Genomic DNA, 15,216 nt, shown 5'->3' with positions numbered 1-15,216 from the left:
GGCACCGCCCACGCCGGCTGCGGCCACCGTCACCGCCACCAGCGCGGCGGCGGACAGCGGATGGGCCCGGCGGCGGCGGACGGACGGGGGAAACGGGGCGGCGACAGTAGCGGCGGTCATCAGAGGCTCAGGTCGATCTTGTACTGCGACAGGTTCTTGTTCGAGCCATCGTCGGCTTTGTCGAGCGTGATGTTGGTCAGGCCCGCATCGACCGCCTGCTGGAGCATGCCCACACCCGAGCTGAACACCACCTTGCCGGCCGTCGCCACTGGCGTGAAGCGCCAGCTACGCGCGCCGCCGTGCGCCGCACGCGTCACATTCGCCGCGTTCTTGATATAGGCGATCAGCACGTCGCGGTTGGCGTCCGGCGAGGCGTACACGGTCTTCGTGCCGTCCAGCCCCGGGAAGTTGCCGCCGCCGCTGGCGCGGTAGTTGTTCGTCGCGACGATGAACGACATGGCCGCCGTGACCGGCGCGCCCTGGTAGGTCAGGTTCTTGATGCGGCTGCCCACCGGCTGGGTGACGTCGATCTCGTACTGCATGTCCGCCGAGGTGAACATGTCGAAGTTGTAGCCCGGGAAGCTGCTGATGAGCTGCTGGTCCGTGGCCAGCGCCGGGTCGATCTGGTTGAAGCGCCTGGCGGCCGTCTCCAGCCACGCCTTGACCTCGTCGCCATTCACCTTCACCGCGTAGACCGTGTTCGGATACAGGTACAGGTCGGCCGCGTTGTTGATCGCCAGATTGCCGGCCGAGACGTCGGTGTAGTCGCTGCCGCCGCCGAAGCCGCTCTTGAACGGCGCGGATACCGACAGCACCGGCAGGCTGGCCAGCGCGGGCAGGTTGGCGGTGAGGTAGTCCTTCACGTACTGCGCCTGGGCCATGTTGACGATCTGGATCGCGCCGGGGTCGCCCACATCGGCAAAGTAGCTCGACATGCGGTAGTTCGTGGCGCCGATCGGCGTCTTCACGTACTGGATGGTGGCCTGGTGCTCGGTGTCGATGGCGGCGGCCACGGTGGCGTCCGCCGCCACATAGGTCTTGTCGGCGTTCTGGATCGAGCGCGCCTGGACCGTGGTGCCGGCGCGGTCCACCGACCACTTGCTGCCGTCATAGGCCAGCGCGAGGTGGATCACGCCCAGGTGCTTGCCCCAGTAGTTGGCCATCACGGTCGGCACGCCGTTGACCGTCCCCTTGACCTTGTCCACGCCGGGCAGGTTGAACTGCGGCACGGTGCTGGCGGCGTCCGGGAAGATCTGGTGCGAGTGGCCGATCAGCATGGCGTCCACGCCCGCCACCTTTGACAGGTGGTAGCTGCCGTTTTCCATGTCCGGCGAGTAGGTCGAGTTGTCCAGCCCGCCGTGGGAGATCACCACGATCAGGTCTGCGCCCTTGGCGCGCATCTCGGGGATGTACTTCTGGGCGGTTTCCACCGCGCCTTCGGTATAGACCTTGCCGTCGAGCCAGCGCTTGTCCCAGGCGAGGATGGCCGGCGGCGCGAAGCCGATGATGCCGACCTTGAGCGGCGCGGTGACCGGCTTGCCGTCCGGGCCCGTGGCGGTGACCGTCTTGGTCAGGATCGCGTAGGGCTGGAACAGCGGCGCGCGGGTCTTCACGCTGTAGACGTTGGCCAGCACCTGCGGAAACTTCGGCCCGGCGCAGACCGTCTGCGTGCCCGGCTCGGGCAGGCCATCGACATTGAAGCGGCTGCCCGTGACCTGGCTCAGGTACGGCAGGCCGTAGTTGAACTCGTGGTTGCCGATGCCGCCGCCGTCGTAGCCGGCGTCGTTCATCACCTTGTACATCGCCAGCGTCTCGCTGCAGGCCACGGGCTTCACCAGCGCCTGGTAGTCGGACAGCGCAGTGCCCTGGATGGTGTCGCCGTTGTCCAGCAGCAGGCTGTTCGGGAATTCCTGCCGCGCCGCCTTGATCAGCGTGGCCACGCGCTCGAAGCCGAGCGATGGGTCATCGGCCAGCTTGAAGTAGTCGTAGCTGCGGACGTTGGTGTGGAGGTCGGTGGTTTCCAGCAGCGCCAGCGTGGCCTTGGTGCCGGCCGGCACCGTGGCCGCCGGGGTGCCGCCATTGCCGCCATTGCCGCCATTGCCGCCGCCGGAGGCCGGGGTATCGTCATCGGCGCCGCACGCGGCCACCAAGGCCACCGTGCCGGCCAGGAGCGCCGCGAGGGTAGCGGACTGCAGAGGGGAGATGCGGTGTGACATGGTCTCGGATTCCCTTTTCGCGTTGTTTTTTGTTGTTTGCTGCTGCGCTGGGAATTTTGGTGAGCCAAGGCGTCAACGCTGTGACAGCCACCGGCTGCATCGAAATGTGTTTTTTACGACACATATAGCCCGACTGGACTATTCGATCCGGATGAAGTTGGCTATACGACCGGCGGATTGACGTAGCGCTATATAGCAACTTATATTGCGCCTGTGCCGTCCAGGCGACCTGTCCACCTCTTATGACACCCTTCCTCCGCCGCACCGTCTTTGCCGCAGCCCTGACCTTTGGCGCGCCTTCCGCATTTGCCGCCGACCTCGTGGTGTCGGCCGCCGCCAGCCTGACCAACGCGTTCAAGACGCTGGCCGAGCAGTACGAGAAGGGGCACCCGGACACCAAGGTCGTCCTGAACTTCGGCGCCTCGGACGTGCTGATGCAGCAGATCGTGCGCGGCGCGCCGGCGGACGTGTTTGCCTCCGCCGACCAGGACGCGATGAACCGCGCCGAGGCCGAGAAGGTGATCCAGCCGGCCTCGCGCAAGGATTTCGCCGCCAACCAGGTGGTGCTGATCGTGCCGGCCGACAGCAAGCTCGGCATTGGCGCACTGCGCGACCTGACCCGTGCGGACGTGAAGCGCGTGGCCTATGGCAATCCGTCGTCGGTGCCAGTGGGCCGCTACACCAAGGGCGCGCTGGAGGCCGAAAACCTCTGGGAAGCCGTCTCCGCCAAGGGCGTGCCGGCGCAGAACGTGCGCCAGAGCCTGGACTACGTGGCGCGCGGCGAGGTGGATGCCGGCTTCGTGTTCGCCACGGACGCCGCCATCATGCCGGACAAGGTGAAAGTGGCCGTACGCGTGCCGAACCGCACGCCGGTGACCTACCCCATCGCCATCACCGCGCAGACCCGGCAGCCGACGCAGGCCGCCAGCTTCGTGCAGTACGTGCTGTCGCCGGATGGCCAGGCCGTGCTGGCGAAGTACGGCTTCCAGAAGCCGTAAGCCCCCTGCCCCACATCCCACATCCCACATCCCACATCGACATGGACGGCATCTGGACTCCGCTGCTGCTCTCGCTGAAGGTAGCGGGCTGGGCCACGCTGCTCAACGCCGTGCTGGGCGTGGCGGCGGCGTATGGCATCGCGCGCTGGCGCTCGTCGGCGCGGGATATCGTCGACGCGATCCTGACCCTGCCGCTGGTGCTGCCGCCCACCGTGCTCGGCTATTACCTGCTGGTGCTGGTGGGCCGGCGCGGCGTGTTCGGCGCCTGGCTCGAATCCATCGGCATCACGCTGGTCTTCACGTGGCAGGGCGCGGTGCTGGCCTCCACGGTGGTGGCGTTCCCGCTGGTGCTGAAGTCCGCGCGGGCTGCTTTCGAGGGGGTGGATCACCAGCTTGAGAACGCCGCGCGGGTGCTGGGCGTGTCCGAGACCGGGATCTTCTTCCGTGTCACGCTGCCGCTGGCATTGCGCGGCATCGTGGCCGGTGTGCTGCTGGCCTTCGCGCGCGCGCTGGGCGAGTTCGGCGCCACGCTGATGATCGCCGGCAACCTGCCGGGCCGCACCCAGACGCTGTCCGTGGCCATCTACGAGGCGGTGCAGGCCGGCGACGACAACACCGCCAACCTGCTGGTGCTGGTGACGTCGGTCACCTGCGTGCTGCTGCTGGTGATTGCCGGCCGGCTCGTGCCGCCGGCCGCGCGCGGCATTGGCGACAGTTACGAGCGGCGCCGTTTCCGGCGCGGCCCGGCCACGCGCTGACGGTGAGATCGCCATGAGCATGCACGTCACCATCCGCAAGCGCATTGTCACGGCCGACCGCCAGTTCGCGCTCGACATCGACTTCGATTCCGACAGCCGGCGCATCGCCATGTTCGGCCCGTCCGGCGCCGGCAAGAGCCTGACGCTGCGCGCGATTGCCGGGCTGCTGGCGCCCGACAGCGGCCGCATCGTCCTGAACGGCCGCATCCTGTTCGACAGCGAGACCGGCGTGGATGTGCGCCCGCAGGAGCGCCGCGTGGCCTACCTGTTCCAGGACTACGCGCTGTTTCCGCACCTGACCGTGGCCCAGAACATTGCGTTCGGCCTCAGCAAGGGCTGGCGCAACCCGGCGCGCCGCGCGCTGCCGCCCGAGGCCGCGCGCTGGGTCGATGCGTTCGGGCTGCGCGAGATCGTCAACCAGTATCCGATCCAGATTTCAGGGGGACAGAAGCAGCGCGTGGCACTGGCGCGCGCGCTGGTGGCGCAGCCGGACATCGTGCTGCTGGACGAGCCGTTCTCGGCCCTGGACCCCGCGCTGCGCACGCGCATGCGCGCCGAGCTGCGCGCGCTGCAGGAGAGCCTGGACGTGCCGATGGTCGTCATCTCGCACGACCCGAAGGACGTGGAGGTGCTGGGCGACCACGTACTGGAGATCCGCGACGGCCACATTCACGGCGGCGGGCGCGGCCGCCAGCATCCGCCGGTCTACGCCCCGCAGCAGCCGGCGCACGCCATCTAGTCAGGCCATCGTCCCGAGGATCACGCTGGAGGCCTTGAAAATCGCCAGGGCGCGGGTGCCCTCCTTCAGCCCCAGGTCGGCCAGCGAGCCATTGGTGATGATGGCCGCCACGGTGCCGCCGCCATCGAGGTCGAGCACGATCTCGGCATTCACCGCACCCGGCACCACGCGCGCCACCATGCCCGGCAGCTGGTTGCGCGCGGACAGTCGCATGCCCGGATCGGGCAGCCCGATCAGCACCGACGAAGCCTTGACCAGCGCAAACGCCTCGGCGCCGGGCGCCAGGCCCAGCGTCTCCACGCTCTCGTGCGTGATCGTCGCCACCACCTGCTGGCCGCCGGCGAGCGTCAGCGTCACCTCGTCATTGACCGCCCCGCCGCGCACGGCGGCCACGCGGCCGAACAGCTTGTTGCGGGCACTGGTCTGGATCATGAGGCGTCTCATCAGGTGGATGTCATCGGGATTGGCTTCGGAAAGCGCCCCGCCCAGCTTGTCGAGATAGGCGACGAAGCGCGCGTGCTCGGTCTCCATCGCCCGATAGGTGCGGATCAGCCGCTCGGCGCGTTCGGTCAGCCGCGTGCCGCCGCCGCCCTTGCCGCCGGCGGCGCGCGAGACCAGCGGCTCGCCGGCGCTGTTGTTCATGGCGTCGATGGCGTCCCACGCGGCCTTGTAGCTGAGGCCCACGGCACGCGCGGCGGCAGTGATCGAGCCATGCTCGCCAATCGCGGCCAGCAGCGCGATGCGGTCGCGTCCGCCCCAGTCCTGCGTGCCGGCGCGAAACCAGATGGCGCCTTGGAGTTCTAGCATGTGGAGGTGTACGTTTGCCGAGGTGCGGCTATGGTACTGCGAAGCGGCCCCTCCGGCGACCTCCCTGCCCCCCCGCCATCCCCGCCATCCTCCTCAGCTCTGGTGCGCCGGGATGTACCAGCGCATCACGCTGCCGGCGAAGTATTGCCTGTCGAACTGGCGCAGCAGGCGCCATGCGGTGAACGGATCCACCGCCAGATCCACCCAGGCCCACGGGTGGTTGGGATCGCCATCGCGCACCAGTTCCACCGAGTTCACGGACGCGTAGCCCTTGAGCTTGTCCCGCAGCATGTCCTCGGTCACATCCCGATGCAGCCCACGGATCAATACCTGCATTGCAGCCTCTCCTGATTGCCGATAAGTCTTGCGCCGCCGGCGCTACGCCATGATGTGCACGCCACCGTCCACGTAGACCGTGTTGCCGGACAGCCGGCGCGCGTATGGCGTGGCCAGGAAGGCCGTGGCGAAGCCCACGTCCATGATGTCGACCAGCTCGCCGAGCGGCGCGCGGCCGGCGGCCTCCGCGAGCAGCAGGTCGAAGTCCTTGAGCCCGGACGCCGCGCGCGTCTTCAGCGGCCCGGGCGAGATCGCGTGCACGCGGATCCCCTGTGGCCCCAGTTCGTGCGCGAGGTAGCGGCAACTGGCCTCGAGCGCGGCCTTCACCGGGCCCATCAGGTTGTAGTTCGGCACCACGCGGTTGGCGCCGTCGTAGCTCATCGCGAACATCGTGCCGCCTGCGGTCATCAACGGCACCGCGCGGCGGGCCATGCGGATGAAGGAGTGGCACGACACGTCCATCGCCCGGGCGAAGCCCTCGGCCGACGAGTTGAGCAGCCCGCCCTGGAGGTCGGCCTTCGGCGCGAAGGCCACCGAATGCACCATGGCGTCGAGCCGGCCCCATTGCTCGGTGATGCGGGCGAACAGCGCGGCCATCTGCGCGTCGTCCTCCACGTTCAGCGGCATGAAGATGGAGGCGTCGACCTGCGCCGCCAGCGGCGCGACGTGCGGATGCGCCTTGTCGTTGAGATAGGTCATGGCGATCTCGGCGCCCAGCTCGCGGAATGCGCGCGCGCAGCCCCAGGCAATCGAGTCTTCATTGGCCACGCCCACCACCAGCACGCGGGCGCCGGCCAGCGGCGGATTGGGTACCTGCACCATGGCGCGGCCCTCCTCAGGTAGCGGAATCGGCAGCTGCACCGGCCTCGGCGTCGCGCGTGGCCGGGCTGCTGTGGTCCGCGCCGAGCACCGCCGCCACCTGGCGGTAGCGCGCCAGCCAGTCGTCATCGAGCGGCCCGCCCACGGTCAGTACGCGATGCGCGAGCACCATCACGCGGCGGCGCTCCTTCATGTCCGGCACCAGGGCCGGCAGCGCCTGGAGCGCCGCGTCCGCATCGAGGCTCACCACGTAGTTCTGGCGCCAGACCGCGTCCTTGAACTGCGCCAGCGTGACGCGCTTCTCCGGCGGGTGCTCGCGCGCAAGCTTGCGCAGCAGGTTGAACGGCCGCTCCTCGATGGCGGACTTGCCTTGCGTCACGTAGGCCAGGATGCGCGTGAAAGCGTCCAGGGAGGTGCCATCGCCCATGTGCGCCAGCGCCTCGCGCTTGCGCAGTTCGGCCACCTCCGCGCGCAGCGCCAGGATGGCCGGCGACTCCGCGCGCCGCACCGTGGTCTCCATGCCGAGCATCGCCGGCAGCCACGGCGTGGCGTAGAGCGATTCAAACCACTGCTCCTGCCAGGCGTCGCGCACGTCGCGGTACTGGTTCAGCATCGAGACGATCTGGTCGGACATCGCCGTCTGCATCGCCAGGAACGGATTGTCGGCCGATACCGGCTGGCGGTGCTCGCGCACCATCGGCGCCAGCGCGCCCACCCAGGCCATCAGCGGATTGGTATCGCTGGCGAGCTTGCGCTCCATGCGCGCGGGATGGGTCTCGCGGATCGCCTCGGCGGTGACTTCGGTGGCGGCGGCGCGGACGAACGGCGACGCGTAGGTGTCGTACAGATGCTGGTTGATCTCTGCCACGCGGCGCACCACTTCGAACGGGCGCTCGTCCTCGCGGCCATCGTCGAGCGCGAGGATATCGTCGATGGTGCGGCGCTCGAAGCGGACCAGATAGCGGCCCTCGATCAGGTCGCGGTGCGAGGTACCGGGCGCCACGTCCTCGATCTTCGCTTCATAGAGCCCGGGCGGCAGCACGTCGATCAGGTCGAGCGCACAGAACAGCTCGGTGTGCTCGCGGTTGGCCACGCTGGCCGAGACGAAGATGCCGAGGTGGCCAATCGACGGATGCAGGCAATAGACGATGGTCTGCTGGTTGGCCACGATCTCGTCCACGTTCGCGTAGAGATCGGGAATCCAGTTCAGCGCCTGCTGGGGCGGCGTGATGTTGTCGCCCCAGGACGCGAACACGATCACCGGCGAGCGCACGTTGCGCAGGTCGATCAGGGTCTGGCCGTCGGTGCTGTGGATCTCGCCGGCGGTCAGGTGGTTGCCGACGAAGAGGTTCTGGACGATCCAGTCGATCTCCTCGCGGTTCATCAGGAAGTGACCGCCCCACCAGCGTTCGAACTCAAGGAAGCGCGGGCCTTCCGTGTCGGCCTTGGCGTAGACGTTGTAAAGCTTTTCCCAAAGTGCGTTGGCCGGGTTGAGCTTCTCGAAGTTCTGCACCAGCCACGCGCCGTCGAAACGGCCGTTACCCATGTCGGCGGCCAGCGAGGAGAGCCATGAGCCGCCGAGCAGGCCGCCGCTGTAGCGCATCGGATTCTTGCCGCGCACCCCGGACCAGTACGCCACCGGCGCGCCGGCCAGCAGGATCGGGCCGGTCACGTCGGGCGCGGCAGCGGCCAGGATCAGCAGCGCCCAGCCGGCCTGGCAGTTACCGACCACGAACGGCTTGCCCGGCGCGTTCGGATGGCGCTCGGCCACCGCGCTCAGGAAGCTGGCCTCGAGCCGCGCCACGTCCTCGATGGTCTGCCCCGGGCAGGGATCGCGGAAGAAAGTGATGAAGTAGCACGGATGGCCGCCACGGATGGCGTTGCCGATCTCGCTGTCCTCCTTGAAGCCGCCGATGCCGGGGCCGTGGCCCGCGCGCGGGTCCATCACCACGAAGGGGCGCTTGTCGGGATCGGTCGGATTCGCGTCCGGCGGCACGATGCGCAGCAGCGCGTAGTTGACGGGCTTGGGCATGTCGCGCCCGTCCATCAGCACTTCATGCTCGAACACCAGCACGGGCGGCATGCCGCCGCGCTCATGCTCGGCAGTCTCGTTGCCGCGCCGGCGCAGGATATCGAGGAACAGGATGCTGCGCTGCCAGGCGTCGACGCCATACTCCCAGGCGGCCTGGGCCAGGGGATGGGCAGCGTAAGCGGAGATTGCCGAGAGATCAGGAAACGGCGAAGGCGATGCGGGAGCATCTTGCGCAGGAGCGAGACCGCTCCCGGCGGGTTGGCGTGCATTCATTCCGATTCTCCCCTCTGGGAAGGTGTAGAGGTGGTCAGACGGGTCGCAGCGGCGTACAAGGCGCCTGCTGCGATGCAGCAAGTAAAAATCTACCAGCCTCGGCGGGCGAAGACAACCGACGTCGCAGATTCGTGCAATTTCCGCGCCGGATATGACGCTGGCGTGTCATCGTCGTCCGGCCTATACTCGCAGATACCGTTTGCGCAATGCAGCATCCTTGGCCCCCGGGGGATGCCTGCCCGATTCCAGAATATTGGTTCCAGGGAACGCTGCCCATGCTCACACCTACGTTGGCCCCGTCCGCGTTGCCCCCCACCGGCGACAAATACGCCCAGTTGCTCGCGCGCTGCGCGGGCCTGCCCCCCATTCCCACCGCCGTGGCCCATCCGTGCGACTACAGTTCGCTCGATGGCGCGCTCGAGGCCGCGCGGCTTGGCCTGATCGTGCCGCTGCTGATCGGCCCCGAAGTCCGCATCCGCCATGTGGCCGTGGAACACGGCCTGTCGCTGGAAGGCATCCGGATCATCGACGTCCCGCACAGCCACGCCGCCGCCGCGCGTGCCGTGGAAGCGGTGCGCGCGGGCGAGGCCGAATTGCTGATGAAAGGCAGCCTGCACAGCGATGAACTGATGCATGCGGTGGCCAGCTCGACGAACGGCCTGCGCACGGGCCGGCGCCTCTCGCACGTGTTTGCGATGGACGTGCCCAACTATCACAAGCCGCTGTTCATCACCGACGCGGCGGTCAACATCTTCCCCACGCTGAACGAGAAGGCCGACATCGTGCGCAACGCCATCGACCTGGTACGCGTGCTCGGCATCGAGACGCCCAAGGTAGCGATCCTCTCCGCCGTGGAAACCGTAACCGACAAGATCCCGTCGACCATCGACGCGGCGGCGCTGTGCATGATGAGCCGGCGCGGACAGATCGAAGGCGGCATCCTCGACGGCCCGCTGGCCTTCGACAACGCCATCAGCAAGGCGGCAGCGGACACCAAAGGCATCCACTCCGAGGTGGCCGGCGACCCCGACATCCTGCTGGTGCCCGACCTCGAGGCCGGCAACATGCTGGCCAAGCAGCTCACCTTCCTGGCCGGCGCCGAGGCCGCCGGCATCGTGCTGGGCGCGCGCGTGCCGATCATCCTGACCAGCCGCGCCGACAGCGTACGCGCGCGCATCGGCAGCTGCGCCATCGCCGTGCTGCTTGCGCACGCGCGCCGCACCGCCGCCGCCGTGCCCGCCTGAGCGCGATGCGAGCGCGAAGACTGTCGCCAGGAGAATCATCTTGAGTACCGTCCATCCCGTGATCCTCGTCGTCAACGCCGGGTCGTCGAGCGTGAAGGTTTCCATCTACGTGGTGCCCGAGTCGGCGCACCACAACGTCGATATCCAGCCCGAACTGGCCGCGCACGGGCAGATCGAGGGCATCGGCGTGGCGCCGCGCCTGACCGCACGCATGGCTGACGGCCGCGTCGTGGCCGACGAGCAGTTTCCCGTGGAGCAGGTGGCCGACCACGACGCCGCCTTCCGCCTGATTCGGCTGACGCTGAGCGTGGGCCTGCGCGATACGCCGCCGGTGGCGGTGGGCCATCGCGTGGTGCATGGCGGCGCGGACTTCGCCGATGCGGTGGCGATCGACGACCCCGTGATCGCGCGGCTCGAAGCCCTCGTGCCGCTCGCCCCGCTGCACCAGCCGCACAACCTGACGGCGATCCGCGCGGTGCGCGCCGCCGTGCCGGAACTGTTGCAGGTGGCGTGCTTCGACACCGCCTTCCACGCCGGCCACGACCCGCTCGCGCAACTGATGGCGCTGCCGTACGAGTACTACGAGCGCGGCATCCGCCGTTACGGCTTTCACGGATTGTCGTATGCGTATATCGCGCGCCGGCTGCGGCAGGTGGCGCCGGATCTCGCGGCGGGCCGCGTCATCGTGGCGCATCTCGGCAACGGCGCCAGCCTCTGCGCGATGCGCGAAGGCCGGAGCGTGGAATCGACGATGGGGCTGACCGCGCTGGACGGCATGCCGATGGGCACGCGCTGCGGCAACATCGACCCGGGCGCGGTACTGTGGCTCGCCGCGCAGGGCATGGAAGCCGACGCGATCCAGGCCATGCTGTACGGCCAGTCGGGTCTCAAGGGGATTTCCGGCATCAGCAGCGACATGCGCGTCCTGCTGGCCAGCAACGACCCGCGCGCGGTGCTGGCGGTGAACTTCTACGCCTACCGCGCCGCGCAGGAGATCGGCAAGCTGGCCGTCACGCTGGGCGGGCTCGATGCGCTGGTGTTCACGGCGGGCATCGGGGCGAACTCCGCCGAGGTGCGCACGCGCATCTGCGCCTACCTTGACGGGCTGTTCGGCGTCCGGCTGGACGCGCAGGCCAATGCCGCGAACACCCAGCGCGTGAGCCGCGACGACAGCCGCGTGCCCGTGCTGGTCCTGCCGACCGACGAGGAAGGCATGATCGCGCTGTCCACCGCGCGCATCCTGCGCGAGCGCGGCGGACTATAGCGGCGGTAGTGGCGGTAGCGGCGGCGCTCAGGCTTCCAGATAGTGGCTGCGCAGGCGGTCGATGTCCACGCCTAGCCCATCGGCAATGTAAGCCTCCAGGCCGCCGTGCGCCTGCTCGATGGCGGCAATCGATGCCTCCAGGTATTCCGGCCGCACGTCGAGCAGCGGCATGATGACGTCGGGCGGCACGCCCAGCGCGTCGGTGCGCGCGAGGATCGCCTCGTTGAAGCGGCGGTTCCAGTGATTCGACTCAAGGTAATTGGCGACGATGTCGTCACGCGCCACGCCGAGCGCGGACAGCAGCAGCAGCGACGCAAAGCCGGTGCGGTCCTTGCCGGCCGTGCAGTGGTAGTACAGCGTGCCGCCCGCCTCCGCGTTGCGCAGGAAGCCGGCGAACGCGTCGCGGTAGCGCACCGGGAAATCGCGGTAGACATCGACCATGAAGGCGTGGACCTGGCCCGGCGTGCTGTCACGCAGGCGCGGCATCAGCACGTCCATCGCCATGCTGCCCTCCAGCACGGGCACCGGAATCCAGCGGAAGCGCTCACCGAAGGCGGCCTCCTGCGGGGACTTCTCGCCCGCCGAGCGGAAGTCGATGACCATGTCGAGGCCCAGCGCATGGAGGCGGTCCAGGTCCGCCACGCTGGCCAGCGCCGGATTGCCGCTGCGGAACAGCTTGCCGTGGCGCACGCGGCGCCCAAGCGCGCCGACGAGGCCACCGAGGTCACGTGCATTGCTGATTGTTTCCAGCGGCAGGCACGGACGGATGTGTGTTGGGTGAGTCACCATGTCGGTGTCCGGTTAGCGTTGGTTAAGGCGGTTAAGGCGGTTCGAAAAGATTTCAACATCGCCCCCAATTATTTCAGATCGAGGCCGCGCAGCGCCATCGGAAATCGCCCGATGTCAGCAACCCGTTGCGCCACCGTGACGCGCGGTGTGTCGTCCGCAGTCCCTGACCTCGCAGAGACTTGATCCTGGACAATTCACGCTGACGCAATCCCTTGGCACAGGCGGGCACGCTTCTCATAATGCATGAGTCGACCGCGGCGATCCTGCGTGACGACCGCGTCGACAGGCTCATCCACTTTGGAAGTAAAAGATGCCTGACTCGCATATCTCTGCTGCTCCCGCCGCCGCCATCTCGGCGCCCGTCACCCCAAAGTCGACCCTCCACTGGGGCTTGTACCTCGCCCTCGCCGTGCTCGTCGCGGTACTCCTGATACCCACGCCAGAAGGGCTTCCCGTCGCCGGGCAGCGCATGCTCGCCATCCTTGCCTTCGCGGTGGTCGTGTGGATCACCGAGGCGGTGACCTACGAGACCAGCGCGATCATGATCACCTCGCTGATGGCGGGCCTGATCGGCTTCGCGCCAACGGTGGCCGATCCATCGGTCAACTACGGCACCTCGCGCGCGCTGGGCATGGCGCTGGCCGGCTTCTCAAACACGGCGCTTGCGCTGGTGGCGGCCGCGCTGTTCATCTCGGCCGCCATGACCGTGACGGGGCTCGACCGGCGCATCGCGCTGGTCACGCTCTCCGCCATCGGCACCAGCACGCGCCGCATCCTCATCGGCACCATCGCCGTCACGATCATCCTGAGCCTGGTCGTGCCCAGCGCCACGGCGCGCAGCGCCTGTACGGTGCCGATCATGATGGGCGTGATTGCCGCGTTCGGCGTGGACAAGAAGTCCAATACCGCTGCCGGCATCATGATCATGGTGGCGATGGCCACCAGCGTGTGGAACGTCGGCATCCAGACTGCCGCCGCACAGAACCTGCTGACCGCCGGCTTCATGGACAAGCTGCTCGGGGAGCGCGTGACCTGGCTGCAATGGCTGATCGCCGGCGCGCCGTGGGCGCTTGTCATGTCGGTGGTGCTCTATTTCCTCGTGCGCTGGCTGCTGCCGCCCGAAACCAACGCGATTGCCGGCGGCAAGGAAGCCGTGCAGCGTGAACTGGCCGCGCTCGGGCCCATGACCGGGCCGCAGAAGCGCCTCGCCGCCGTCGCCATCGGCCTGCTGATGTTCTGGGCGACCGAGGGCAAGCTGCACCGCTTCGATACCGCGACCATCACCTTCGTCGGCCTGGTGATCCTGATGCTGCCGCGCTTTGGCGTGATGGACTGGAAGACCATGCAGCAGCGCACCCCCTGGGGCACGCTGATCGTGTTCGGCGTCGGCATCAGCCTTGGCACCGCGCTGCTGACCACGCAGGCCGGCCAGTGGCTCGGCAAGTTCGTGGTCACGCATTCCGGCCTCGCCGACCATGGCGTGCTGATGGTCTTCGCGGTGCTGTCCGCGTTCCTGATCCTGATCCACCTGGGGTTCGCCAGTGCCACGGCGCTCACCGCCGCGCTGCTGCCCATCCTGATCTCTGTACTCCAAACCCTGCCCGGCGACATCAACAAGGTCGGCATGACCATGCTGCTCGGCTTCACGGTCAGCTTCGGCTTCATCCTGCCGATCAACGCGCCGCAGAACATGGTCTGCCTCGGCACGGACACCTTCAACGGCCGGCAGTTCGCGCGCGTGGGCATTCCGCTGACGATCATCGGCTATGGGCTGATGCTGGTCTTCGCGGCCACGTACTGGCGCTGGCTCGGCTGGGTCTGATCGCCATCGCCATGCCATAACAAGAGCGCCCTCATCATGAAACTCAAGCTCGAATCGGCGCGTCGGCTGGCGCGTGACATCCTCGTTGCCCAGGCCGTGCCGGAAGACATCGCGGAAGACGTGGCGGAACACCTCGTCGAATCGGACCGCTGCGGCTATATCAGCCACGGGATCTCCATCCTGCCGAACTACCGGCGTGCGCTGGAAGGCGGCAGCGTCAATGCCGAAGGCCGCGCCGAGTGCGTGCTCGACCGCGATTCGCTGATGGTCTTCGATGGCCATGGCGGCTTCGGCCAGCACGTGGGCAAGGTTGTGATGGTGCAAGCCATCGAGCGGGTGCGCCAGCACGGGCACTGCATCGTCACGCTGCGGCGCTCCCACCACCTGGGGCGCATGGGCCACTATGGCGAGATGGTCGCCGCGGCGGGGCTGGTGCTGCTGAGCTTCACCAACGTCATCAACCGCCCGCCGGTGGTGGCGCCCTATGGCGGCCGCGTGGCGCGCCTGACCACCAATCCCCTCTGCTTCGCCGGACCGATGCCGAACGGCCGGCCGCCGCTCGTGGTGGATATCGCCACGAGCGCCATCGCCATCAACAAGGCGCGCGTGCTGGCCGAGAAGGGCGAGCCGGCGCCCGAGCACAGCATCATCGATGCAGACGGCAACCCGACCGACGACGCCTCGGTCATGTTCGGTGAGCGGCCGGGCGCGCTGCTGCCGTTCGGGGCACACAAGGGCTACGCGCTGGGCGTTGTGGCGGAACTGCTGGCCGGCGTGCTGTCCGGCGGCGGGACGATCCAGCCCGAGAACCCGCGCGGTGGCGTGGCGACCAACAACCTGTTCGCGGTGCTGGTCAATCCTGAATTCGATCTCGGCCTGAACTGGGAGCGCGGCGAGGTGGAGGCATTCGTCAACTACCTGCACGACACGCCACCGGCGCCCGGCTTCGATGCCGTCCAGTACCCGGGCGAGTACGAAGCGGCCAACCGCGCGGCGGCGGCCACGCACCTGGAGATCAATCCCAATATCTGGCGCAATCTGGAGGGACTGGCGCGGTCGCTTGGGGTGACCGTACCCACGGAATAAGCCCGGCGGTCGGCAATTTCCGAATCGTCATCG

Annotated in this window: 13 protein-coding genes; 7 read left to right on the top strand and 6 right to left on the bottom strand. The window is 68.1% G+C overall.

Going from position 1 to position 15,216, the window contains the following annotated elements; translation table 11 throughout:
- Window positions 1-119: 119 nt before the first annotated feature.
- A complete protein-coding gene (locus tag KHO18_RS21845; protein ID WP_211943897.1) occupies window positions 120-2,216 on the bottom strand; it encodes a bifunctional 2',3'-cyclic-nucleotide 2'-phosphodiesterase/3'-nucleotidase in 2,097 nt (698 codons plus the stop codon).
- Between the two features lie 242 nt (window positions 2,217-2,458).
- On the opposite strand from KHO18_RS21845, the gene modA reads away from it, so the two are divergent.
- The 3 genes from modA to KHO18_RS21830 are packed head-to-tail and all read left to right on the top strand — an operon-like array spanning window position 2,459 to window position 4,711.
- Complete coding sequence (modA, locus tag KHO18_RS21840; protein ID WP_144197358.1) at window positions 2,459-3,214, top strand: molybdate ABC transporter substrate-binding protein; 756 nt, start codon at window positions 2,459-2,461, stop codon at window positions 3,212-3,214.
- A 41-nt stretch (window positions 3,215-3,255) separates the two neighbouring features.
- Complete coding sequence (gene modB, locus KHO18_RS21835) at window positions 3,256-3,972, top strand: molybdate ABC transporter permease subunit (RefSeq protein WP_144197357.1); 717 nt, start codon at window positions 3,256-3,258, stop codon at window positions 3,970-3,972.
- A gap of 13 nt (window positions 3,973-3,985) precedes the next feature.
- The gene (locus tag KHO18_RS21830; RefSeq protein ID WP_149136586.1) at window positions 3,986-4,711 is read left to right on the top strand and encodes an ATP-binding cassette domain-containing protein; all 726 of its coding nucleotides are present in this window, start codon (window positions 3,986-3,988) and stop codon (window positions 4,709-4,711) included.
- Here KHO18_RS21830 and KHO18_RS21825 read toward each other — a convergent pair whose 3' ends face one another.
- The 4 genes from KHO18_RS21825 to KHO18_RS21810 all read right to left on the bottom strand — a co-directional run bounded on the left by KHO18_RS21825 (window position 4,712) and on the right by KHO18_RS21810 (window position 8,978).
- The gene (locus KHO18_RS21825) at window positions 4,712-5,518 is read right to left on the bottom strand and encodes a TOBE domain-containing protein (RefSeq protein ID WP_211943896.1); all 807 of its coding nucleotides are present in this window, start codon (window positions 5,516-5,518) and stop codon (window positions 4,712-4,714) included.
- A 93-nt stretch (window positions 5,519-5,611) separates the two neighbouring features.
- A complete protein-coding gene (locus tag KHO18_RS21820) occupies window positions 5,612-5,854 on the bottom strand; it encodes an RNA recognition motif domain-containing protein (protein WP_144197354.1) in 243 nt (80 codons plus the stop codon).
- A gap of 42 nt (window positions 5,855-5,896) precedes the next feature.
- Window positions 5,897-6,676 (bottom strand): enoyl-ACP reductase FabI, encoded by a 780-nt coding sequence (gene fabI, locus KHO18_RS21815; protein WP_211943893.1) that lies wholly within the window; start codon window positions 6,674-6,676, stop codon window positions 5,897-5,899.
- Between the two features lie 13 nt (window positions 6,677-6,689).
- Window positions 6,690-8,978: a DUF3141 domain-containing protein gene (locus KHO18_RS21810; RefSeq protein WP_144197352.1), complete on the bottom strand. Its 2,289-nt coding sequence runs from the start codon at window positions 8,976-8,978 to the stop codon at window positions 6,690-6,692.
- A 275-nt stretch (window positions 8,979-9,253) separates the two neighbouring features.
- On the opposite strand from KHO18_RS21810, the gene KHO18_RS21805 reads away from it, so the two are divergent.
- Window positions 9,254-10,222 (top strand): phosphate acetyltransferase, encoded by a 969-nt coding sequence (locus KHO18_RS21805; protein WP_211943892.1) that lies wholly within the window; start codon window positions 9,254-9,256, stop codon window positions 10,220-10,222.
- A gap of 40 nt (window positions 10,223-10,262) precedes the next feature.
- Window positions 10,263-11,486 (top strand): acetate/propionate family kinase, encoded by a 1,224-nt coding sequence (locus KHO18_RS21800; protein WP_211943890.1) that lies wholly within the window; start codon window positions 10,263-10,265, stop codon window positions 11,484-11,486.
- A 27-nt stretch (window positions 11,487-11,513) separates the two neighbouring features.
- Here the strand turns inward: KHO18_RS21800 and KHO18_RS21795 are convergent, their stop codons facing one another.
- Window positions 11,514-12,275: a tyrosine-protein phosphatase gene (locus KHO18_RS21795; protein WP_144197349.1), complete on the bottom strand. Its 762-nt coding sequence runs from the start codon at window positions 12,273-12,275 to the stop codon at window positions 11,514-11,516.
- Window positions 12,276-12,585: 310 nt separating this feature from the next.
- Between KHO18_RS21795 and KHO18_RS21790 the strand changes: the two genes are divergently transcribed.
- Complete coding sequence (locus tag KHO18_RS21790) at window positions 12,586-14,097, top strand: DASS family sodium-coupled anion symporter (protein WP_211943888.1); 1,512 nt, start codon at window positions 12,586-12,588, stop codon at window positions 14,095-14,097.
- 36 nt (window positions 14,098-14,133) lie between these two features.
- Window positions 14,134-15,183, top strand: coding sequence for an Ldh family oxidoreductase (locus KHO18_RS21785; RefSeq protein WP_144197347.1), 1,050 nt, complete (start codon window positions 14,134-14,136; stop codon window positions 15,181-15,183).
- Window positions 15,184-15,216: the final 33 nt, after the last annotated feature.

Origin of the sequence: Cupriavidus campinensis, assembly GCF_905397395.1 — a bacterium.
Lineage (GTDB): Bacteria > Pseudomonadota > Gammaproteobacteria > Burkholderiales > Burkholderiaceae > Cupriavidus > Cupriavidus campinensis.
The sequence above is the reverse complement of the archived record's forward strand: the minus strand, read 5'-3'. Positions and strand labels throughout refer to the sequence as shown.